Genomic DNA, 21,786 nt, shown 5'->3' on the forward strand with positions numbered 1-21,786 from the left:
TATAGCAGAGGAGGATAATATGGCAGGCTTTATCGGCATACAGCAGTTTATTCAAGATTACGCTGAGAACACAGCAGGAATCCTTGGTCTGGATATAACCGTGCTTGATGAAAAGGGCGTTCGCATTAGCGGAACTGGCTACTATAAAGATCTCATTGGCAAAACGGCTCCGGAAGGCTCCTTTTTCAGAATGATATTGGAAACAGGGGAGCCTGGAGTGGTTTACGATGTGAAAAGAGATGAGTCGCAGTGCAGGAGTTGTAAATTCGTGAATCAATGCAAAGAACTCGCTACCATCGGGTTTCCTATTGTAAAGCAAGACAAACCAGTTGGCGTCATCGGCATGATTGGTTTTTCCCATGAACAAAAGGAGAAAATGATTATAGAATCAGAGAATCTAATACAGTTTTTACGCTATGTTAGTACATTGTTGGTCAATAAATTAGCAATGCTGGACCCTGAGAAGGAACCGGGTTGCAAAATTCAAGAAGAGATTCCGATTCCCCCGAAGGTTTTTACTTTTGAAAACATTCTTGGAAAAGATTCCGGGCTTAAAGATGTTATTAAGAAAGCTAAAAGGATTATAAACAGTCCTTCCACTGTTTTGATTAGGGGAGATAGCGGAACGGGGAAAGAATTAATAGCCAAAGCGATTCATTTTGAAAGCAAGCGGCGGACGCATTCATTTGTGGCAGTTAATTGCGCTGCCATACCTGAAAGCTTGTTGGAAAGTGAGTTGTTTGGTTATGAGGGTGGCTCATTTACCGGGTCAAAGCGGAATGGGAAAATGGGGAAATTCGAATTAGCACATAACGGGACCATTTTCCTTGATGAAATTGGAGATATGCCGCTTTTCTTGCAGCCAAAGTTATTACGGGTTTTACAAGAAAGAGAGATTGAAAGAATCGGTGGAAAAAAAGCAATCGAGATTAATGTACGGGTGATTGCAGCCACTCACCAAAACCTGGAGGAAATGGTGCGGAACGGCACTTTTCGCGAAGATTTATATTATCGTCTCAATGTCATCCCCCTCCATACCAAACCTTTAAGAGAGCGGCGTGATGATATCACTTTGTATCTTGAACATTTCATGCATAAACATTGTAAGGTCTTGCAAAGGCACCCATTGAGATTTGACCCCATGCTGGAGCGATGGCTTATAAGCTATGATTGGCCGGGGAATATACGGCAGTTGGAAAACGCCGTAGAATATATGGTAAATATGGCTGAATCAGATATCATCTCCTTTCATGATTTACCTGACTATCTGTTTCAACAGGATCATCTTTCTGTAGAGTGTAGAGGGTTAAGTTTAGAACAAATGATTTCTGAATATGAAAAAGACGTAATCCAGAGCTATTTCCTGGCTGAAAAATATCGGCATGATAAGGAACAAATTGCCCGGGAACTACAGATTAGCCTGTCTACTCTTTATCGTAAGTTGGAAAAATATAAATTATGTTGACTTCATAGAAAATATCTATTTTTCTCATTAAAGTTTCTTAAAAATAAAAGCGGGAGAGTGCATATCATTTTCTCGCCTGAATTTGAGAAGGGTGAGGACAAAAGCTGACGGCAGAGGTATTATGTAAAATAACTGAAAGTTCCAAAAATAATAGATAAAGATACTTTTCTAAATAACAGCGAGATGAACCTTGCATACAAATTGTATTTGAACTATGAGTAAACAGGGGGATACACTATGGGGAAATTAGAAGCGGAGATAAGTAACACCCTAGAAGAGCGAAATTCGAAAGGATCATTACAAAGGAAGCTGCAATCCAGACATTTAACGATGATGGCTATAGGTGGCGCTATTGGAACTGGATTGTTTGTATCCAGCGGATCGACGATTAGCACTGCGGGGCCGGGGGGAGCGCTTGCTGCATATATTCTGGTAGGAATCATGGTCTATTTTGTTATGAATAGTTTAGGAGAGCTATCGGCCTTCTTACCGGTCCCGGGAGCCTTTGACATCTATGCATCAAAGTATATTGATCCTGCGTTAGGCTTTGCGTTAGGTTGGAACTATTGGTATACAACCGCGATAACGGTTCCTGCAGATTTGGTGGCCTCTACTCTTATTATGAAGTATTGGTTTCCGGACTCACCTTCTATCTTGTGGAGTGCACTATTTCTGGGTTTGTTGCTCATCTTAAATGTTTTATCAGTCAAGGCATATGGGGAAAGTGAATACTGGTTTGCCGGCATTAAGGTCATCTCGATCATCGTCTTTCTCGTTATTGGGGTTGCCATGATTTTTGGAATTATGGGAGGACATGCGGTCGGGTTCAGTAACTTTACCCAAGGAGATGCTCCTTTCCATGGCGGGCTTGTATCTATCTTTAGTGTAGTGCTCATCGCGGGCTTTGCGTTCCAGGGAACTGAGGTGATTGCGACGGCAGCCGGTGAAACCGAAAATCCATCGAAAAACGTACCGAAAGCGATTCGGTCAATCTTCTGGCGAATCCTTATTTTCTACGTGTTGACGATCTTTGTTATCGGTTTGATTATCCCTTATACGGATCCAAACCTGCTTAAATCAGGCGTTCAAAATGTATCTATCAGCCCCTTCACTCTTGTTCTTCAGAGAGCTGGGTTGGCATTTGCTGCTTCCGTCATGAATGCAGTGCTTCTTACATCTGTTTTATCCGCAGCAAATTCAGCAATGTATGCTTCTTCACGTATGCTATGGGCACTGGCGAAAGAAGGAAAGGCACCACGAATCTTTGCACGGCTTACCAGGAAGGGAATTCCGATGTGGGCCCTTTGTACAACTGCTTTTATAGGACTTGCCTCTTTTTTGGCTTCCCTTTTTGGAAATGGTTCAGTTTTCATTTGGTTGATAAATGCTTCAGCCCTTACCGGATTTATCAAATGGTTCGGGATTGCCGTTAGTCATTACCGCTTCCGTAAAGCCTATGTAGCCCAAGGCAGAGATCTAAATGAATTGCCGTTTAAAGCCAAATGGTACCCGCTGGGCCCGGTTATCACGCTGTTATTTTTTGTGGTTTTCATTTTTGGGCAGACTTTTTTTTACGGAGATCAAATTAGCTGGGCAGAAATTATAGCGACGTATATAGGTCTTCCTATTTTCTTGCTTCTCTGGCTTGGTTATAAAATCATTAAGAAAACAAAAATAGTTCCTCTGATGGAGTGTGATTTTGAACGTAAAGAATAAGAGGGAAGGCTTGTGTTTGATGTAAGCGTTTTATTCAAAGGGAAATTAAATTCAATTCCGTTTTTTAATAGGATTACACACAAAAAAAAGAGGTGGTTTATATGTTAAAAGAAACAATCATAACCAATGAAGCCCCCAAGGCTATCGGTCCTTATTCACAAGGTATAAAAGTAGGAAATGTAGTGTATACTTCTGGGCAGCTTCCAATTTATCCTGAAACGGGAGAGATGCCTGATAATATTGAGGAGCAAACAAGGGTGTCATTGGAGAATCTTAAGCAGGTTTTAGAAGCGGCGGGAGCAAGCTTACAGCAGGTAATAAAAACAACGGTTTTTTTAAGTGATATGAGTCACTTTGCTGCAATGAATCATGTATATGGAGAATTTTTTTCGGATGATTATCCTGCTAGAAGTGCGATTGAAGTTGCTCGTTTACCTAAAGATGCTTTGATTGAAATCGAAGCAGTTGCTATAATCTAATAATAATAATTGAAAAGAGAACGTCAAATTGATATTCTCTTTTCTTTAATTTATATAGGGTATTCCTAGACAGAGAATACAGGAGGAGAATTAATATGAATTTAGCGCAATTTCCCAGACGTCGATATACACCAACAAATACACCCATTGAGAAATTACATCATTTTTCTGAAGTACTTGGGGGCCCTTCTATTTATATTAAACGAGATGATTTACTTGGGCTGACGGCTGGTGGAAATAAAACAAGAAAACTAGAGTTCCTTGTAGCCGATGCAATGGAAAAAGGTGCGGATACGTTAATTACATGTGGAGGCATTCAATCAAATCATTGCCGCTTAACACTAGCCGCTGCCGTTAAAGAGAAAATGAATTGCATCCTTGTGTTGGAAGAGGGCCTTTCAGAAAGTTCAGAGCCGGATTTTAACGGTAACTATTTTCTGTATCATTTATTAGGCGCTGAACAAATCAAGGTTGTACCTAATGGAACTGACTTGATGAAAGAAATGCAGAAAGTAGCTAAAGAGGTAACGGAAGAGGGAAATAAACCTTATATAATTCCGGTTGGGGGATCGAATACAATTGGTGCAACGGGATATGTTGCTTGCGCTCAGGAGATTTTGACACAGTCCTTTGATCAAGGAGTCAATGTGAATGCTGTTGTTTGTGTAAGCGGCAGCGGGGGAATGCATGCAGGTTTGGTGACTGGGTTTTATGGAAATCAAAGTAAGATACCGGTAATCGGAATAAACGTAAGCAGAGGAAAAGCCGAACAAGAAGAGAAAGTTTTTCAGCTTGTTAAAGAAACTTCAGCACACATCGGCGTTCCGAATTCAATTCCTCGTGAGGCTGTTATGTGTTTTGATGAGTATGTCGGACCTGGTTATGCTTTGCCTACGCCTGAAATGGTGGAAGCTGTCAAGCTCATGGCCAGAACAGAAGGGATTTTGTTGGATCCGGTATATACAGGTAAAGCATTAGCGGGACTTATTGATTTAATACAAAAAGGCACCTTTAAGCCGGACGATAACATTCTATTTGTGCACTCTGGCGGCGCCTCTTCGTTATACGCCAATACTTCACTCTTTTATTAAAGTTTAATTATAATATATAGTGTAACCCATCAAAACAAATAGAAAGATGGGCAAGGAGATATCCTCTCTTTTATAGGGAATAAACTACAAACTAAGGGAGCCAATAAATTTGGCTCCCTGTTTCTATTTTAAAAATAACTGATTTATACTTACCGAAATATTGACCGTAGTAATGCAATATAGAATACTCCTGCTGAAGTTATGTGTTTTTTTCTTAGCTAGGGACTTTCAGTATTTACCCTAATATCGGAGGCAGGATGATCATTTGGTACATCTTTGCAAACCCCGGGAGACCCAATTCTCAATTATCATTTTAATGGATCATCATTACTGGTGATATCATGTTTGTTTAAAAATTCAAGAATTCCATTCACCAATCCAGGTGATAATGGTAGTTCAGGATTTGTATAGGTTGCTAGATTTCCCTCTCGATCTGCAGGGGCTTCTTTCAATATATGATTCATCTTTTCAATTATCAGTAATTCAGAATCGCCTTTTTCCTTATGCAGCGCTTTTGCATTATTGGGAGCCACTTGAATATCTCTATTCCCGTTTACGATTAGAACTGGGATTTGTAGTTCTTTTACTAATTCTATAGGATTATATTGAATCCAAGAAATCATGTAGGGTTGAACAGAAGGCCGGAATACACTATATAAGTCCGCATTGACAGTCTCGACTTGTTTACCTTGTTTTAGATTTGTCAGTATATCCTTGGATTCCGTTAATAACGCCGGTGTCAACTGCTCTTCAAGCTGTTTAACAAGTACTTGGTCTATAGGTTCGCCTGCACCCGCTAATGAAATGAATATGTCTGTCTCCGTTTTCTTTGCAGCTGCCATTCCAATTAAAGAACCTTCACTATGGCCGATGATGCCAACTTTGGAAAAACGCCCATCCTTTTTAGCAAATTGAACCCAAGCAGCTGCATCATCAATATATTGTTCAAATCTCAGGTCCTCTTCTTTTCCTGCCAATTTCATATTTTCCCCTATTCCGCGCTTATCATACCTTATGCTTGCAATACCTTTTTCTGCAAGACTTTCGGCTAACATTTTCAAACTATTATTTTTCCCGGGATTTCCAATGGTGTTCCCATCTTTATCAGTCGGACCCGAACCCGCAATTATAATCATCACAGGAAAAGGGCCTTCATTTTTTGGTGTTTCTAAAAGGCCATTAATTGTTCCTTTCTTCAAGTTGGCCTGCACAACTTCACCTGATTCTCTTTCTGCAACTTCCTGATTGGATTTCTTAAGCAATTCAAAGGGGTACTCTTGCCCATTCTGAGCAAATGTTCCTGAAATCTTTTCCTGATCGACTTTCCCATCAAACGTTATTTGCTGATTTTGAATTTTCATATCAAAAAATAAATCTGATTTACTTAACTTTACACTTGTTAAGGGGAATTCGTTCAATCCTTGTACAGGAATACTTATCGTTCCATCTTCCTTCGTGAAATGAACAATAATTGGAAGGGGTTGATTGGGAATCTTTATATCTCCTTCCCATTTACCTTCAATATCTTTCAACGAGCCCACTTCCTTCAAATTCTCATCCACCTGTTCCGCCTCCTTGATTCTGCAACCTGCCATTAATAGAAAAGCGCTTACGATGATACATATAATCGTAAAAGGTCTTTTCATTTGAGCAACTTCCTTTCGTTATTAGAACTTTATTGTGGTTTTCTGTTTCAGTCACTCTTCATTATTGATATTTGAATCACTTCTATTAGCCTTCATTATAAGTAAATGTTAATATGTATTTCCAATATTTCCCCCTAAGGTGATATTTATTTTTCCATAAACGTGTACCTAATATTAAGGATGGTACTGTTCTCAAGGTAGATTTTTAAAAAATTTACTACCCTCATAGCGGTAGCGATATTAGGTAAATATCAGATTTATTTATAAATCAAACATTGACTTCTAAAAGAAACTCTTTTAGAGTAGATGTGTAAATTAAATATCCTCGTTAGGTGAGGCTCCTGTGTAGGAGATACGCTACTGCCCAAAAATGTCGAAAGACGCCAATGGGTCAACAGAAACCATCGACATAAGGTGGTTTTTAATGTAGCTGGCTTTGTCCTATGCCACACAGTGCTAAAGCTCTACGAATGGAGGAACTGGATTTATGCTATGTATTTGTCATTCAGTCATATACGACTGTTTTATTTGTCATCCAGACAATGTACGCATATATACCGTATTTTTGACACCTTCATTTGTAATGGAGGTGTTTTTATTTTTTTCCTGGAGGTGAGGATAGTGGATCCTTATTCACGACGATATACTCAAAACTTAGTGAAAATTGAATAAATACAAGATTTTGGATGGGGAATAATAATATTTTTTTTACTCTTATTATATTTAAGGGGAATATTTTTGACTCCCCTAAAAAGGAGTGAGTGACGAAATGATAAAAGTCCTGACGGAAGATCAAATAACTTTACAAATCATAAAAGTTTTAAAAGAAGGAAAAAAGAAAGAATTTCAAGCAATATTAGAAGAACTCCAACCATATGACATTGCGCGAATTTTTGAGGGACTTCCAGAAAAACACCATACACGTTTCTTGTTATTACTTGATTCAGAACAAATCGCTGAACTGATTCAAGAAGTTGAAAAAGTACATCAATTAAAAATCCTTAGTAAATTAGGAATAGAGAAATCCGGCCATGTAATGGATTTAATGGATAATGATGATCTAGCTTCATTGTTAGAGGACCTATCCCCTGGAAAAATCGAAGAACTTCTTTCAGGTATGAAACAAGAAGAATCAAAGATCGTTCAAAATATCATGAATTATCCCCCTGAAACGGCCGGGCGAATAATGACAAACCGTTTTGTATGGATTCCCCAACATTATACGGTTCGTGAATCTGTTGAAAAACTGAAAATCTTTGCGGAGTTTTCGGAAACGATCAACTATCTTTATGTTATAGATAATGATAAAAAATTAGTAGGTGTTGTGTCATATCGGGATTTAATAATAAATGATGAATCTGAAAAAATTCAAGATATTATGTATAGCCGGGTTATCTCCGTATCTGCTGATGAAGACCAAGAAGAAGTAGCTCGCGTTATTGAGCGATATGATTTTTTAGCAATTCCTGTAGTTGAAAAAAATAATGAGTTATTAGGAATTGTAACCGTCGATGATATTATTGATGTTGTCATTAAGGAAGCGAATGAAGATATTGAAAAATTATCGGCATCCGGTAAAGCTATAGACTTTGACACGAAGGCGCACGTGGCCGCATATCGTCGGCTGCCCTGGCTTATTTTACTTTTGTTTATCGGATTAGTTTCTGGAACTATTATAAGCGGTTTTGAAGAAACATTGTCCAAAGTTGTTGCACTTGCCTTCTTTATGCCGATGATTGCAGGGATGACTGGAAATACAGGTACCCAATCTTTAGCTGTTGTTGTAAGGGGCCTAATCACTAGTGATACGGATAAAGGAGTCGTAACCAGACTTATTATACGGGAACTGAAAGTTGGATTGATAATAGGTATTACCTGTGGAATATTAATTTCCATCATAGCTTATGTTTGGCAGGGGAATCCCGTCCTGGGATTAGTGGTTGGAAGTTCATTAGTCATGACCTTAATTATTGGGACCTTAGCTGGGACCATCATTCCTCTAATCTTATATAAATTCAACATCGATCCCGCCGTTGCTTCTGGTCCGCTAATTACAACACTGAATGATATACTTTCGTTACTTATTTACTTTGGAATTGCAACGATGTTTATTTCAAAATTGATGTAGACCATCCATTAAACCAAGTTCACATATGCTTGCAAAGATTTTTCAAGGGCGAACATAGTCTCGATGATTGCAGTGCAAACTGTCCAGGCTGACGTTTAAAACCAGGAATATAAATAAGAAGAAAAAAGGTAACTGCTGAGCTTGACCATTTGCCAAGCAGACCAATAAATTCAAGCTGCGGCCTTTTCTCGGTATCCAAACGGGGAAAGGCCGTTAAATTTTCCAGGAAGAACCGTATATTGTAGAAGTCTACGTACATTATTTATTCTTAAAACGAATATTGGAGGTAACAAAGCCTTTTCCTCATGACATTTATATGAATGAAAAACACGGGACATAATTGGTCGTAGCAAGTTTATTATTTTCAGGAAAGGCTACATAAAGAATGTTATGGAAGCAAAAGGCAATCATATTCTTTGACCTATGAACTTCAACAGTGATACGCTTCTTTTCGATATTACGCATTCAGAATCAAGGAGGAACGAATGATGACACAAACAAAACAACAAAAAATCACCCTGGCAAACCGTCCAAAAGGTATGCCTTCGAAAGAAGATTTTAACTTTGTTGAGAGTGAAGTTCCCACACCAAAAGATAATGAGATTTTAGTACGGACGCTATATTTATCTGTCGATCCATACATGCGTGGAAGAATGCAAGATACCAAATCATACATTGCGCCATTTGAATTGAATAAGGTCATCACGGGTGGCGTTGTTGCTGAAGTTGTTGAATCCAACTCGAATTCCTTCAAACAAGGGGATGTCGTTGTTGGGAATATCGACTGGGCAGAATACACAGTTGTCACCGAAAAAGAAGTCCGTGTGATTGATCCCAAGGTGGCTCCCGTCACAACTCATTTAGGGATTCTTGGAATGCCCGGTTTAACTGCTTACTTTGGTTTGCTTGATATTGGTAAACCTCAAGAAGGTGAAACTGTAGTGGTTTCAGGAGCGGCTGGAGCAGTTGGTTCAGTAGTCGGACAAATTGCTAAGATTAAAGGTGCGAAGGTTGTTGGCATCGCTGGTTCAGATGAAAAACTTGAGTACTTAACGAAAGAGCTCGGATTTGATGGAGCCGTAAATTATAAAAGAGATAGTTTTAAGACAGATTTAGCTAATGCTGTTCCCGATGGAGTCGATGTTTATTTCGATAATGTGGGCGGCGAGGTGACAGATGCTGTTTTCACACTTTTGAATGCGAATGCCCGAATTCCATTATGCGGAGCGATTTCCTCGTATAATGCAGAAGGGAAAGATCTAGGACCGCGTCTGCAATCGGCGATGATCAAAACGAGTGCACTTATGAAAGGTTTTACAGTTGGAAATTATGCTGCTAGATTCCAAGAGGGTGCGACAGATTTAGGCAAGTGGCTCCAAGAAGGAAAGTTGAAATATGAGGAAACGATTATTGAGGGATTTGAAAACATACCTGATGCATTTTTAGGTTTGTTTAAAGGAACGAACCTCGGTAAGCAGCTTGTAAAAGTTGCGGAACCTAAATTCGCTCAACTCTAAGTATTGCGGAAATAAAGCTGAGGAAGATCCTTTGTTGTGATTTTTAAGCAGTTTATAATAAAAGCGGCCTTTTTTCGATATTCAATCGGGGAAAGGCCGTTTTCCTTTTCATAATATAATCCCAGACTACTGTAGAAAAACTCGATCTGACCCAATAAAGTTAGACAATTGATGAAAGCAATTTGACTCCCATTCATTTAATGAGTGTTTCATGCCTCTGTTAATAGGAGGAAATTGGAAGTATTATAGAAAAGTCTGTAAAAATGCCAGTTTTCATTATAAAATGTACTTATAAACAGAAAGGTGATGAACCATGTCAAACGTTGCTAAATTTCGTGATTTTTTAACAAGTGAGAAAATCTATATGAATGAGTTGAATGAAGATGGCACCACCTTTTTTAGGGCTGAGCAAAAGTTAAAGGACGGGTGGAAGGTCCTTTTAGTATTTGCATTCAATCAAGATGAAAATGTGGCGGACTTATTTTGCTTTAATGTCGCCGAATTGAAGAATCCTGAAAAGAAACAGGATGTACATACACTGTTGAATGAATATAATGCTAATTTTAGGTATTCCAAGCTTTATGAAGAAAATGGGACCATTTCCATCCGGTATTCATACTCCATTGAGGGGGATATCATACCGGATCTGGCGTTCAGGAAGTTAATCATGCTGCTTGAAACGGCACAGCAGGTTTATCCGCGATTAATGGAAGTCATTTGGTCTTAAATCATCATAGGATGAAAAAGTTCTCTGAATCAGGGGACTTTTTAACATCTTTACTAGAGTGAATGAATATATTAACGTAACAATACATTTATTATAATTTTTTTTTAAAAGACTATTGCATTTTTTCACATTAAACTATATAATTAATTTTGTTGGTGATTCGACAAAGTTCTACAAGGATATGCGGGTGTAGTTTAGTGGTAAAACCTCAGCCTTCCAAGCTGATGATGAGGGTTCGATTCCCTTCACCCGCTCCAATACATACTCATAACGTAGGGTTTCGTTACCTGGAGAACGAAGCTTTGCGTTTAAATATTATTACAAGAATTCTACTGTTTACAGTGGGATTTTTTTATTGTCCAAATGTCATAACCATCTCTTTTTACCTACATATTAACGAATTGATAAGACTGGATGGGGGATTATTATGGGCAAAGATAACCATTGCATAGGTATCTGTTCCAATTTCGATACTTAATTTCGTGGAGAGATTGAAGAATTGGGAACAGATGAAGGATATTAATAATACGAAGGTCTTGATTACTTCTACCGTAACAAAGTTCGGTGTTTCTGATGAGCTGGAGCACTAATATAATAAAACATTTTTTAAAGATCCTACCATTCTAAAAAAAATGGTAATAAATTCATAAAGCGTACACTTGTTCAAAATTGATTACCTACATTTGTAGAATCAATTTGGACAGGTGTATGCTTTTTTACTGTCCCCCCGCTCATTTTAGTCTTCTTCAGGGAAGGGAGACTTTAATGCCCTTTCCATCTCTATTTAAAAGGAATCATTTTAGTGGCCAAACAATGGATATACGTGATTCATAATAAACCACATCCAATTTGTGAATTAAGACTCATGACAAAATGATTCTATAGAACTCCAAGGCAGAAAGCTGGGCATGTCCTACTGTTCCATTAACAATTGCTAAAAAGCCTTAAATTACCCATCGTTTTTTAATTCATAACTCGTCTCCATCTAAAACTTTTTACAGAAAGTGATTAGAGGTAAGCATGTGAACAAGGATTTCAAATCCTGGAGGGCATGTAATCATTATAGATTTAGCTGGATATGATAATCATGAGATTGATAAATTTAATCATATACTAGAACTTTTACATGACCCCACTCACATTAAAAGTTATAGTGCCGAAGATTGGAAGCGTATATTTGATCAGAGCGACTTTAAGGATGTTGAAATAAAAAAGGATCAATCAGAATCTCAAACAGGAGTTCCGGTAAAACGTTGGTGTGAAATAGCAAGTTCAGGGATTCAGGCAGAACTTGCCATTTAGGAAGCATTAAATGATGCTCCATTGAATTATTTGGAGGAAATGAGTATTAAAAAGATCGAGAATGAATATTATTTTCCCATCAAAACAAACCTAATATTGGCTGAAAAGGTAAATGATCATGCCCATCATTAAACTCTACAGTCCAAATTCTTGCCCGGATACAAATATCTTAAGTGATATTTAATGATAATGATTTATTGTAAAAATTCTTATAATAAACAACAAATAAAAGGGATTATAGAGATTATTAGTAATGTAATTACCCAAGCTTGCAGTTGTGATAAAGAAAGTATATATATTTCATGTTTTCGAATAGAGCCTGGTCATTTAATGGTAAGAGGAGAATTGTGGGAAGGGAACTAATGGTTGTTCAATGAATCCATTTTAAATTTAAAATTTTGCATATAGAGGGGGAAGCGAAATGTCACTACTTTTAGAACCAATAGGTTTAATCAAAAATAATAGAGTCAATTTAGAAGATGATTATTGGGGAGAAGTAATTTCCGAGATAATTTTGGATCGTTCCAAATTCAAAGAAGATTGCCTGTTTGGGTTAGAACAATTTTCACATATCGAAGTCATATTTTATATGAATAAAGTGGACCCTGAAAAAATTCAGTTCAATGCAAGGCATCCAAGAAATCGAACTGATTGGCCAAAGGTGGGTATCTTTTCTCAGAGGGCCAAGGCCCGGCCTAATCAGATTGGTGTGTCAAGATGTGAGTTGATAAAAGTAGAAGGTCTAAAGATAACTGTCAAAGCTTTGGATGCCATTGATCAAACGCCTGTTTTGGATATTAAACCTTATATGGCTGAATTTGGTCCAATTGGCCAAGTTAAACAGCCCCATTGGTCAAAAGAGGTAATGAAAAACTATTATAGTAATGCGTTAACAAAATGAGCGGCTATTAATGCCGAAATCTAACTATATAACTAAACAAAAAAAGAGTATGGAAGTAAAAGATACCAAGTTTTTCGAACAATTCATTGCAGAATTAAAGGTGGGGTACCGATATATTCTACATAATAGACAAATTTGGATTCTTTATGTTATCATGCTTTCTTATCCACTTTCCCTTAGAACGATAAATTCTCTATTACCGATCTTCTCAAAAGATGTTCTAAAAGTAGGGGCTGCCGGATTTGGATATATAGATGCAGGCTTTGCACTAGGAGCGATAGCGGGGGGATTTATCTTACCTGTTATTGTAAAAAAATGGGGAATTGGAATTTTAGGATATAGTATCTTGTTCTTCTCTTTATCATTTAATCTATTTACAGGCATTTTAGGGTATTTTTTGGTAGGTTGCACATTTCAAACCCGTATTGCCTATTTAACAACTATACAATATGAGGTGGATATAGAAGTTCAAGGACGAGTTCACTCCTTTTATAACACCTTTGTTTCATTATTTGCTTTATTGGTCATGCTTGGAATATTGAGTGAATTGATATCATCAAGATTGTTATTCGTATCCCAAGGTATAATAATACTAATTGTTACAATGGCTGCCATGTATTTTATACCGAAAAAAAGCGTTAATCAAAGCTATTCAGCATAACGGAATAAAATCATGAAAAGACCCCTTCCGATTGTGGAAAGGGTTTATTTCCGTTCAATTTTGATTAGCCTTCAACAATCGAGTAAATCCCTTCACCACCGTGGATTTCAAGGAACATGTCCATCAACGATTTTGTTAGCTGATGTGCTTCTGTGATTGGAGTATTGGGTTGTAAATAAATGATTTGGATGGCTCTTTTCGTTTCTTCGGTGACTTTCGTGCGTTCTGAATCAACGTAGGGGCTTCCGAATGCGCCCTCATGATCGGCTGATGTAATCATATTTTCCATGGAATTCAAGCGGCCGTTCAAACCGTCATAACCATCCGTTCTTTCGCCAATCTTAATCAAGATGTCTCCTGATAACTTTTCCCCATCATAAATGCCGATCGGAACTTCATATAATAGGGAGAAGAAGTTATTCAAATCTATGGCTGAATGGATGGGTGTCAAGTAATTCTGTTTTTTTACGCGGCGGTACAGGGCTTCCACGGAGGGGCGATACCGTGACGGGTTGGTCCCTGTAGCCTTGAAAATCTCTCGCCACACTTTAATGCCGGAAAAGTCGGTCAATTCCTTTTCCTCAAGGTCGAAGAAAAGAGCTTCCTGAAATAGTTGAAGTCTCCCTTTCACCATTTGCGGGGAGGGACCTACTTCGATGTTTTCATATGTAATGATCCCAACTTTGAATTGGGGGATTTTACTGCTAAGATTAGCTGATACGGTAATTTCCAAGCGTTTCACCTCCAAAAATGATTGCAATTAGTTTATCATAGATAGCAATGGTTTGAAATGGATACAAGCTTCGATTGGAATACTGAATGAACGTAGGTGATTAATATGGATATGAATGCATTCAAGCAAGAAGTGATTTTATATAGTAAAGAGATCGGCATCGATAAAATCGGTTTTACATCAGCCACGGCTTTTGCCGAATTGAAAGCTCGCCTGATACGTCAACAGGAACTGGATTATCAGTCAGGGTTTGAAGAAGGCGATATAGAAAAAAGGGTCAGGCCTGAATTGATATTCGAAAAACCGCAATCCATTATTTCGATTGCACTTGCTTATCCGTCGAAATTGAAGGATGCTCCGCAAAGCACAAAAAGTGAGCGGCGCGGGATCTTTTGCCGGGCTTCTTGGGGAACGGATTATCATACCGTTCTTCGTAATAAATTGCAGTTACTTGAGGTTTTCATTAAAGATAAAGTGCCAGGAGCAGTGGTGAAGTCAATGGTAGATACCGGAGAATTGTCAGATAGGGCAGTGGCTGAGCGTGCAGGAATTGGCTGGAGTGCAAAAAACAGTATGATCATCACTCCGGAATTCGGGTCTTATGTATACTTGGGAGACATGATTACCAACCTGCCATTTGAACCGGATCAACCGATGGAGGATCAATGCGGGACATGCAATAAATGTGTAGATGTTTGCCCGACAGGTGCGCTCGTTCAGGGTGGCCAGCTAAATTCCAAGCGTTGCATTGCATTCTTAACCCAGACAAAGGGTTTCCTGCCGGATGAGTTCAGGACGAAAATAGGTAATCGTTTGTATGGATGTGATACATGCCAGACCGTTTGTCCGAAAAACAAAGGAATGGATTTTCATTTTCATGAAGAAATGGAACCCGACCCCGAGTTAGCGAAACCGCTGTTGAAACCTCTGCTTACGATTTCAAATCGGGACTTCAAAGAGACATACGGCCATGTATCTGGCTCTTGGCGCGGTAAAAAACCAATCCAAAGAAATGCCATTTTAGCTTTGGCCCACTTTAAAGATGAAACGGCATTGCCCGAACTGATCCAGGTCATGAAGGATGATCCGCGGCCCGTCATACGGGGAACGGCGGCATGGGCGGTTGGGAAAATTGGTCGGGGGCAGTCCGTTTCCGTTCTGGAAGAAGCACGAATGAAGGAAACAGATGAAGAGGTACTGGCGGAAATTGAAAAGGGACTGCAGTTTACCTTGGAAACAAAATGATATTTAAGATGGAGAGGCAGTCCCAAAAGGCGTAAATGACTTTTGGGACTGCCCCTTTCTCTTTTTTAGACGTTACCACTAAAGTTAACCGGATAGCTCCCAAGATTAGTAACCACTATGTAGTAGTCTTTTGTAGTAGTAACGACATTATTGAACAGCAGATAAAACCAGTATCGACTATCAGCAGAACTTACATTCTCGTAATAAGATTGTCGTGATACGGGTATATTTGTTACGGTATCTACCAATTCATACTTAAGGTTTAGCTGCAGCACCACTTCTTTCGGATTCTTGCCATTCTAAATAACTAGTTGCTACGCTATTTCTTATGGTGAAATTATTTGTTTTTATATATATTTATATATACCTGCGGGTACCTAAAAAGAGATATTATTGGGCTGCTAATTGGTTTCACATAAGTAATATCCTTTTTGGAAACACTCTGGCTATCCACTTTTTTAAGACAGACAATTGACCATTGGGTTCTAAAACGGCATAGTCTACCTCTTGCATGGAGAATATGCTTTGTTCTCGAAATAACATGCTAAGGTCATCCATGTTTAATCTCTCCCCTTTCAACATTTTCTCTAGGATCTTTGATTACAATTTGTAGGTTCGCCGTCAAGTATTATACGAGCTTTTGGAGATTTTTAATAAAGCTTACAAGAATAGTGAGTACTGACCAACCGATTAAACGAACGAAGGCGACAGCTATATCAATACTTGTATCAATTGTGATGGAAGCAGCCACCGCGCCGATAGTGATGCCTGTAATATAGTTAAAGTAAGTCAACTGACTTACTTGCTTTTTTCCCATAATTCGTGTCATCAATAGTACCCTCGCACATACACATTAGCATAGATGTTAAGAAGGAGGGCATGAACTTGAGGGATCAATTGCAACGACTTTTACAAGAAAGAGTGGAGTTTTATACGTCCGATAATCAGGAACGGAGTGAAAGGAAATTACATCTGAAAAAGGAATTGATGAGGAACCGTGCTGCGGAAATTGTTCGGGTAAATGCAGCAGGCAAGGTTCATTCGAAGAGAAAGGAAGACATGGATACAGTCCTGTCTTATCAAGTGCACCTGCAATATTTATTGAAAAAGGAGGATTCATTTTATATTGAAGAAGAAATGGAAGAAAGGGAGGCTCGGTTTCGAAATGGGTATATAGTGGATGAATGTGAGGTGTTTCCCAGCTTTGAAACGGAAGAGGCACCACCAAAATGTGATGCCGGCGCAAATCGTCTTGCATATCAGTATGAGCGGATGAAGGCCGTCCAATATGCCGAGCGTTGGTGGAATGAATTCAATCCAAGGTATCATAAATTTACTGATGATTGTACGAATTTCATTTCACAATGTCTACATGCGGGAGGAATTCCGATGTGGGGGGCGCCAAACAAAAGTAAGGGCTGGTGGATAAGAGGAAAAAGCTGGAGTTACACTTGGACGACGGCACATTCCTTATATCATCTGCTAAAATCCGGGAATGCCATCAGGACAAAGCAGGTGGAGACAGCAGAGGAATTGAATTTGGGTGATATCCTCTGTATAGATTTTGAAGGGGACGGAAGGTTTGATCATAACTTGATCGTAACGGCGAAGGATCAGGATGGGATGCCGCTTGTGAATGCCCATACGATGAATAGCCGTCACCGGTATTGGACGTATGAGGATTCGAGTAGGTATACACCGAACATCGTTTATAAATTCTTTGTGATTTTGGATGGAGGGTGATTGGTTTTTAGTCTTTTTTGTTTAATGCTATAATTAAAGTGAAGTTTAAACTAGAGGTGAATATGAAGTGGCAATACATGTAGTATTAGGGAAGGGGAAATGGTGATTTTATAGGCTTTTATAAGCATTATTTCTTACTTCTTTTTAGTTTTAACATTCTATAGAATTTCACTTGAATCCGTCTAACCGTATTCAATCCGTATTCAAAAACTATCCGTGTGGGGCAGTGAATAAAAGTATATAAAATGATGAAGCAGTATGTAGATAAATTTATGGGATATGATGATGGGGAAGAGCTGTAAACCTTGATTTGATAAGTTTTATAGCTCTTTTTTGTGTAGGTGACTCCACTTTGCTTTATATATTGTTTTCTCGTATTGGTAAATAAATTTTTTGGCAAGTTCACCAAGCGAAAGCACGGTAGAAAAAACAAGCAATCTGCTCCATAGAAAGGTCGTTAGCTTCTAATTTTCTATATTTTATCTGAATAAAATATAGAAAATTAGATTTTGATAATAGAATAATATCATACCCATAAATGAGCAAACTAAATAAAAAACAGGCTCGTATTTTACTACTAAAGGGGATTTACTATCAGTTTTTATTTCTCCTCTTTTAAGCACCATTACAAATAAAACACGATATATTAAATACCCAACAACCGCCCCTAGGGTGTTCATAAGTAAATCATCAATATCTGTAATTCTAGAATTTAGCAATTGACTTAGTTCAATAGCCAATGAAAAAAATAATCCAGTACACGCAACTTTTTTCAGTGATCTAAACAGCGACCAAATAGTTGGTAATAAAAAACCTAATGGCACAAATAGAATAATGTTCAAAATGTACGTAGTCATGCCTTCAGAATCAAACAGGTGTAAGTTGATTTCACTCATGCGAAATAATGTCTCGTAATTTCCAATACTCCATATAGAGCCCGTTCCAGTTATCATATACACGAGCGTAAGATAGAAAAGAAAAACATATACCCAGAGAAAATGTTTAAGGGAAAACTGCTTTTCCTTTCTTAAAACTCCAACTTGAAAGACCACACATAAAATAATTGTACAAATAAAACGGTATAGCCATATAAGCACTAATGCGGTAGGCATATAAAATACAACTCCTAACTTAATCTTATAATATATTCCCGATTATTCACTTTTAAATCCTAATTTAGGAAAAGGTGGTCACAATCACGCCATCTACATTATTACCTGATATCTCATAATCGCCATTCGCTGGTACATCAACCTCAATGGTATTGTTTTGTGAAATTGGATAATAGGAAATAGTATATGTTTTTCCATCAACACTAATAGAAATGCTCTTTTCTTCTTTTAAATAATCCAAATATTCTTCTAAAGCTAAATTCTTTTCCTGCATAATTGCACTGTGAGGCAAACCGACATAGCGAATATGCCATGGTTCATATTGAATTCCTGTAATATCCGTTTTATATGCAGGATAGCGTAAGATAAAACCGTATTTCCAAGAATTTTCTTCTATCCACTCTCCTTCAGGTGCTTCTTCCATCTTCATTAGAGTAGACCCTACATCAAGTGCCAAGCCTAAATTGTGTTCACTATAACCTGCTGGCAAAGCGTAGTCAGAGCCCATTTCCTCATAAAGGCTAGCTTGCTCATCAAAGTCTCGATAGCCACTAGTAATTAAAAAATCACTAACCCCATTTTTTTTAGCAACTGCTATCATCTCTGAAAATTTTTCAGCGATTTCTTCTGACAATTTAATTTCGTTATCAAGTAAGCCATAGCCCTTCGTTAATTCTTTGTGCGTAAATAAATTTACGATGTCCGATTTTACACCTACTTGGTGAACAGGATATTCACTGTTAACCAAAAGCAGATTCCCTTGATAGATTTGTTCTTCCGTAAGGGAAATCTTTTGGATGCTTTCGGATGCCGTTCTATTATCCAATGTACCTCTATCGTTTTGTTCATCTTTTTGAGTTTCTATTTTATCTTGAGATAATGGTAATATATTAAAAACAAAACCCAGGCATAATGCCAAGATTAATAAAAATCCCCACTTTTTCATTTTTAGTTTCCTCCTTGGCGTAACATGTTTATAGAATAGGAAAAATTACTTAAATAAAAAGTGGGGTAAATATTAAATTTTTCTTAAATCTTTTACTTGGATTTTAAATTTGATTGTTTGGTGAACTTTCCATAGGTAAACGAACTTCAAATATCGTGCGTATGATACTACTCTCAGCAGTAATCGTTCCATCATGTTGCTCGACAATATTCTTCGCAATAAATAAACCAAGTCCAGTGCTATTTTCCTGATGAGTACGTGCTTTGTCACCAGTATAAAGCATATCAAAAATATGAGGCAGTTCATCAGGAGGGATGGAATCTCCATAATTGATAACTTGAACAACTACTTCCCCTGAGTCAATAAAACCAATGAGAAACAATTATAATTTTATTTACTAAGGAGATGGGGTATGAAATTTGAAAACTGGTTACGTAATAAACGAGAATCACAAGGCTATACTCAGATGGAAGTTGCAAAATACCTAAATATCACACGGGAAGGTGTTTCAAAGTGGGAGAATGGAAAGACAAGACCAAGTCTAGAAATGCTCACAAAACTTTTTCGGCTTTTCAACTGTACAAAAGAGGAGATTTCAGAGCTTTTTGATGGAATCGAAAACGGCTTGGAAAAGTAAGATTATTCAGTACATATTTATAACAACAACAAAACCTGCACAGGATTCCTAAAATCTTTGTACAGGCTTTATTGTTTATTCCATACTAAATAAGACTTGTTAAAAAATTTAAAAATGATTTTCTAAGTTTTTTGTGGGATATTGGAGTTTTTTAATTATATGATTGGACTTAATACAAAATATTTTTAGAAGAGATAAACATTCAATTGCACTTTTCTTCTTTTTTTGCTATTTTTTAATTCCACTGATTACTTTTTTATACAGCTTTTCAGCTTTTAAGTTTTGTAAGATGATGTCATCTTTTGTTTCTGTGATATAAGGGTTTGGGTTCTTTGTTTGACTTTTCAAGAATAAAGTTGTCTAGCTTGTCATCATAAAAGGCAACTTGTATGTACTCCTTACTAAGATACAAAACTAAACCTAATCGTCTTGCTAGTTGCTTAAAAGAATCTATGTCCAAGTCCACTCTCCTTGCTTCTTCTATCAATCTTATATAAAAATCTCTTGGCTTATATGGAGAAGTGATAATAATTGTATTTGCAGTGAGTGGCTTATCAAAATATCGGCTTGCTCCCATCACATCATCATTAAACGGGTCAAGCATTTTCAGTAAATCACTGTATTGAAATGTAGATGGTCTTAGTTCGTCCAAGATAATTTTTTTTTGACCTTGATAATGTTGGAAGGGGTCTCGGCTAGAGCCGGTAATAAAATAATCTTCATCATGCTTAGAAACAATATCTTTTGCCAGCCTTGTTTTTCCAACTCCCGAAGCTCCATATATCCAAATCACTTCTATGGATAAATCGTTATTTCTTAGGTACTCTCTCCATTCTTCTGCTCTTATTTCCATACGCTTTTGATGAACAGCGTCGATACGATTTTTTGCCTTAGCGTATTGTGAGCCTGTTAATTGTTGTTCTATTTCTTCTTTTGTAATTTCATCTTTATATAATTTATCTAAAAGCCCTTTGATAATAAGCTCATCTTTTCCAGTTGATATATATTTCATATTTGCTTTTGTTTGTTTCATTAGGTTTTGATAATCAAAATTGGCGATTACTTCACTTGGATCATACTGATACTGTTCTTGTGCAGCAGTTGTAGCGTGAATTAAGTAAGAATAACCATTTGTAGAATCGCCTTTCCACTGTTGAATGTATTGAGGTTTGTCACCTAGTATTTTTGCAATATTATCAATGCTTCTCGCGTTTTCGAATTGCAGCATCACATGGATATGTGGTTTTATTGGAGAATTGTTCTCATCAATATCTTTGTCGTGAAGGATACCAGCGTATTTAATCGGTTTTAATTAGGAATTTCGCAAAGTATGTTGACGAACTACGAGAATGGAGGTACTACTCCTAGAGATACAGCCATTTGGACTAAATTAAGTGAATACTTCGGTGTGACAGAAGGTTACATTATGGGAGTTTCCGAAAATGTGAAGTATTTAAGTTTAGATGACGCAATGAATGATGATGAATTTATTAAGAAGGCAATAATGCCTATTGAAATTAAAGTAAGTACCCGAGATGAACTAGACTTACTCGTTACTATTTCTAATTTAGACAAAGAAGATATAAAAAAAGTGCTTGAACTTGCATCTGTATTGTTTGGAAATGAAAAGTATGATGACAAACGATAATGAGCTTTGAAACTGAGTAAGCTTGGTATCTCAAATTTTGAAGTTGTTTCATATTAATGAATAATCCTCTACTTCTATTCAGTGTCCCA

The 21,786-nt window shown here is 37.5% G+C and carries 20 protein-coding genes, 1 tRNA gene, 1 pseudogene and 1 riboswitch; of the genes and pseudogenes, 14 read left to right on the top strand and 8 right to left on the bottom strand.

The genetic code is table 11. The features are described 5' to 3' along the window. Positions 1–19: 19 nt before the first annotated feature. From ACQKKK_RS17415 to ACQKKK_RS17430, 4 genes are all read left to right on the top strand, one after another. Positions 20–1,465, top strand: a complete 1,446-nt coding sequence (locus tag ACQKKK_RS17415; protein WP_427617653.1) for a sigma-54 interaction domain-containing protein — start codon at positions 20–22, stop codon at positions 1,463–1,465. A gap of 237 nt (positions 1,466–1,702) precedes the next feature. Next, on the top strand, positions 1,703–3,181 hold the full coding sequence (locus ACQKKK_RS17420; protein ID WP_427617655.1) for an amino acid permease: 1,479 nt from the start codon (positions 1,703–1,705) through the stop codon (positions 3,179–3,181). A gap of 101 nt (positions 3,182–3,282) precedes the next feature. Next, positions 3,283–3,660 (top strand): RidA family protein, encoded by a 378-nt coding sequence (locus ACQKKK_RS17425; RefSeq protein WP_427617657.1) that lies wholly within the window; start codon positions 3,283–3,285, stop codon positions 3,658–3,660. A gap of 95 nt (positions 3,661–3,755) precedes the next feature. Continuing rightward, positions 3,756–4,751 (top strand): D-cysteine desulfhydrase, encoded by a 996-nt coding sequence (locus ACQKKK_RS17430; RefSeq protein WP_427617659.1) that lies wholly within the window; start codon positions 3,756–3,758, stop codon positions 4,749–4,751. 308 nt (positions 4,752–5,059) lie between these two features. Here the strand turns inward: ACQKKK_RS17430 and ACQKKK_RS17435 are convergent, their stop codons facing one another. After that, positions 5,060–6,397 carry an alpha/beta hydrolase family protein gene (locus tag ACQKKK_RS17435; protein ID WP_427617661.1) on the bottom strand — a complete coding sequence of 446 codons (1,338 nt, stop codon included), beginning with the start codon at positions 6,395–6,397 and terminating at the stop codon, positions 5,060–5,062. A gap of 317 nt (positions 6,398–6,714) precedes the next feature. Continuing rightward, positions 6,715–6,880: riboswitch (M-box (ykoK) riboswitch) on the top strand. A gap of 286 nt (positions 6,881–7,166) precedes the next feature. Here ACQKKK_RS17435 and mgtE point away from each other — a divergent pair. The 6 genes from mgtE to ACQKKK_RS17465 all read left to right on the top strand — a co-directional run bounded on the left by mgtE (position 7,167) and on the right by ACQKKK_RS17465 (position 13,633). After that, positions 7,167–8,525: a magnesium transporter gene (gene mgtE / locus ACQKKK_RS17440; RefSeq protein WP_427617663.1), complete on the top strand. Its 1,359-nt coding sequence runs from the start codon at positions 7,167–7,169 to the stop codon at positions 8,523–8,525. Positions 8,526–9,013: 488 nt separating this feature from the next. Further along, the gene (locus ACQKKK_RS17445; RefSeq protein ID WP_427617828.1) at positions 9,014–10,042 is read left to right on the top strand and encodes an NADP-dependent oxidoreductase; all 1,029 of its coding nucleotides are present in this window, start codon (positions 9,014–9,016) and stop codon (positions 10,040–10,042) included. 313 nt (positions 10,043–10,355) lie between these two features. Continuing rightward, positions 10,356–10,769, top strand: coding sequence for a YbjN domain-containing protein (locus ACQKKK_RS17450; protein WP_427617665.1), 414 nt, complete (start codon positions 10,356–10,358; stop codon positions 10,767–10,769). Between the two features lie 183 nt (positions 10,770–10,952). Beyond that, a tRNA-Gly gene (locus ACQKKK_RS17455) sits at positions 10,953–11,026 on the top strand. A 1,466-nt stretch (positions 11,027–12,492) separates the two neighbouring features. Then, entirely contained in the window at positions 12,493–12,972 is a 480-nt protein-coding gene (locus ACQKKK_RS17460; protein WP_427617667.1) for an SAM-dependent methyltransferase, read from the top strand. A 10-nt stretch (positions 12,973–12,982) separates the two neighbouring features. After that, positions 12,983–13,633, top strand: a complete 651-nt coding sequence (locus ACQKKK_RS17465; protein ID WP_427617669.1) for an MFS transporter — start codon at positions 12,983–12,985, stop codon at positions 13,631–13,633. Positions 13,634–13,697: 64 nt separating this feature from the next. Here the strand turns inward: ACQKKK_RS17465 and ACQKKK_RS17470 are convergent, their stop codons facing one another. Beyond that, positions 13,698–14,366 (bottom strand): B3/B4 domain-containing protein, encoded by a 669-nt coding sequence (locus tag ACQKKK_RS17470; RefSeq protein WP_427617671.1) that lies wholly within the window; start codon positions 14,364–14,366, stop codon positions 13,698–13,700. A 105-nt stretch (positions 14,367–14,471) separates the two neighbouring features. Here ACQKKK_RS17470 and queG point away from each other — a divergent pair, with 105 nt between their 5' ends. Next, positions 14,472–15,611, top strand: a complete 1,140-nt coding sequence (gene queG / locus ACQKKK_RS17475) for a tRNA epoxyqueuosine(34) reductase QueG (protein ID WP_427617673.1) — start codon at positions 14,472–14,474, stop codon at positions 15,609–15,611. 411 nt (positions 15,612–16,022) lie between these two features. Here queG and ACQKKK_RS17480 read toward each other — a convergent pair whose 3' ends face one another. Next, a complete protein-coding gene (locus ACQKKK_RS17480; RefSeq protein ID WP_427617675.1) occupies positions 16,023–16,193 on the bottom strand; it encodes a YetF domain-containing protein in 171 nt (56 codons plus the stop codon). Between the two features lie 46 nt (positions 16,194–16,239). Continuing rightward, entirely contained in the window at positions 16,240–16,440 is a 201-nt protein-coding gene (locus tag ACQKKK_RS17485; protein ID WP_427617677.1) for a hypothetical protein, read from the bottom strand. Between the two features lie 56 nt (positions 16,441–16,496). Between ACQKKK_RS17485 and ACQKKK_RS17490 the strand changes: the two genes are divergently transcribed. Then, the gene (locus tag ACQKKK_RS17490; protein ID WP_427617679.1) at positions 16,497–17,354 is read left to right on the top strand and encodes an amidase domain-containing protein; all 858 of its coding nucleotides are present in this window, start codon (positions 16,497–16,499) and stop codon (positions 17,352–17,354) included. A 479-nt stretch (positions 17,355–17,833) separates the two neighbouring features. On the opposite strand, the gene ACQKKK_RS17495 is transcribed toward ACQKKK_RS17490, so the two are convergent. The 3 genes and pseudogenes from ACQKKK_RS17495 to ACQKKK_RS17505 form a co-directional block, all read right to left on the bottom strand. After that, a complete protein-coding gene (locus ACQKKK_RS17495; RefSeq protein WP_427617681.1) occupies positions 17,834–18,466 on the bottom strand; it encodes a VanZ family protein in 633 nt (210 codons plus the stop codon). Between the two features lie 64 nt (positions 18,467–18,530). Further along, on the bottom strand, positions 18,531–19,412 hold the full coding sequence (gene vanY, locus ACQKKK_RS17500) for a VanY-A/VanY-F/VanY-M family D-Ala-D-Ala carboxypeptidase (protein WP_427617683.1): 882 nt from the start codon (positions 19,410–19,412) through the stop codon (positions 18,531–18,533). 103 nt (positions 19,413–19,515) lie between these two features. Further along, a pseudogene (locus tag ACQKKK_RS17505) lies at positions 19,516–19,782 on the bottom strand (ATP-binding protein); the annotation flags it as partial. Positions 19,783–19,824: 42 nt separating this feature from the next. Here ACQKKK_RS17505 and ACQKKK_RS17510 point away from each other — a divergent pair. Beyond that, positions 19,825–20,049 carry a helix-turn-helix transcriptional regulator gene (locus tag ACQKKK_RS17510; protein WP_427617685.1) on the top strand — a complete coding sequence of 75 codons (225 nt, stop codon included), beginning with the start codon at positions 19,825–19,827 and terminating at the stop codon, positions 20,047–20,049. Between the two features lie 295 nt (positions 20,050–20,344). Here the strand turns inward: ACQKKK_RS17510 and ACQKKK_RS17515 are convergent, their stop codons facing one another. Further along, positions 20,345–21,352, bottom strand: a complete 1,008-nt coding sequence (locus ACQKKK_RS17515) for a Rep family protein (RefSeq protein ID WP_427617830.1) — start codon at positions 21,350–21,352, stop codon at positions 20,345–20,347. A 27-nt stretch (positions 21,353–21,379) separates the two neighbouring features. On the opposite strand from ACQKKK_RS17515, the gene ACQKKK_RS17520 reads away from it, so the two are divergent. After that, positions 21,380–21,697, top strand: coding sequence for a hypothetical protein (locus tag ACQKKK_RS17520; RefSeq protein WP_427617687.1), 318 nt, complete (start codon positions 21,380–21,382; stop codon positions 21,695–21,697). The last annotated feature ends 89 nt before the right edge of the window (positions 21,698–21,786 follow it).

This window comes from Peribacillus sp. NPDC006672 (assembly GCF_050274955.1).
GTDB lineage: Bacteria > Bacillota > Bacilli > Bacillales > DSM-1321 > Peribacillus.

What these genes read in the sequence shown, in the direction of transcription:
- ACQKKK_RS17435 (WP_427617661.1), bottom strand. Translation starts at nt 6,397, where the DNA reads ATGAAAAGACCTTTTACGATTATATGTATCATCGTAAGCGCTTTTCTA.
- ACQKKK_RS17465 (WP_427617669.1), top strand. Translation starts at nt 12,983, where the DNA reads ATGCCGAAATCTAACTATATAACTAAACAAAAAAAGAGTATGGAAGTA.
- ACQKKK_RS17495 (WP_427617681.1), bottom strand. Translation starts at nt 18,466, where the DNA reads ATGCCTACCGCATTAGTGCTTATATGGCTATACCGTTTTATTTGTACA.
- ACQKKK_RS17480 (WP_427617675.1), bottom strand. Translation starts at nt 16,193, where the DNA reads ATGTTGAAAGGGGAGAGATTAAACATGGATGACCTTAGCATGTTATTT.
- ACQKKK_RS17450 (WP_427617665.1), top strand. Translation starts at nt 10,356, where the DNA reads ATGTCAAACGTTGCTAAATTTCGTGATTTTTTAACAAGTGAGAAAATC.
- ACQKKK_RS17485 (WP_427617677.1), bottom strand. Translation starts at nt 16,440, where the DNA reads ATGACACGAATTATGGGAAAAAAGCAAGTAAGTCAGTTGACTTACTTT.
- ACQKKK_RS17445 (WP_427617828.1), top strand. Translation starts at nt 9,014, where the DNA reads ATGACACAAACAAAACAACAAAAAATCACCCTGGCAAACCGTCCAAAA.
- queG (WP_427617673.1), top strand. Translation starts at nt 14,472, where the DNA reads ATGGATATGAATGCATTCAAGCAAGAAGTGATTTTATATAGTAAAGAG.
- ACQKKK_RS17430 (WP_427617659.1), top strand. Translation starts at nt 3,756, where the DNA reads ATGAATTTAGCGCAATTTCCCAGACGTCGATATACACCAACAAATACA.
- ACQKKK_RS17420 (WP_427617655.1), top strand. Translation starts at nt 1,703, where the DNA reads ATGGGGAAATTAGAAGCGGAGATAAGTAACACCCTAGAAGAGCGAAAT.
- vanY (WP_427617683.1), bottom strand. Translation starts at nt 19,412, where the DNA reads ATGAAAAAGTGGGGATTTTTATTAATCTTGGCATTATGCCTGGGTTTT.
- ACQKKK_RS17520 (WP_427617687.1), top strand. Translation starts at nt 21,380, where the DNA reads ATGTTGACGAACTACGAGAATGGAGGTACTACTCCTAGAGATACAGCC.
- ACQKKK_RS17460 (WP_427617667.1), top strand. Translation starts at nt 12,493, where the DNA reads ATGTCACTACTTTTAGAACCAATAGGTTTAATCAAAAATAATAGAGTC.
- ACQKKK_RS17510 (WP_427617685.1), top strand. Translation starts at nt 19,825, where the DNA reads ATGAAATTTGAAAACTGGTTACGTAATAAACGAGAATCACAAGGCTAT.
- mgtE (WP_427617663.1), top strand. Translation starts at nt 7,167, where the DNA reads ATGATAAAAGTCCTGACGGAAGATCAAATAACTTTACAAATCATAAAA.
- ACQKKK_RS17415 (WP_427617653.1), top strand. Translation starts at nt 20, where the DNA reads ATGGCAGGCTTTATCGGCATACAGCAGTTTATTCAAGATTACGCTGAG.
- ACQKKK_RS17425 (WP_427617657.1), top strand. Translation starts at nt 3,283, where the DNA reads ATGTTAAAAGAAACAATCATAACCAATGAAGCCCCCAAGGCTATCGGT.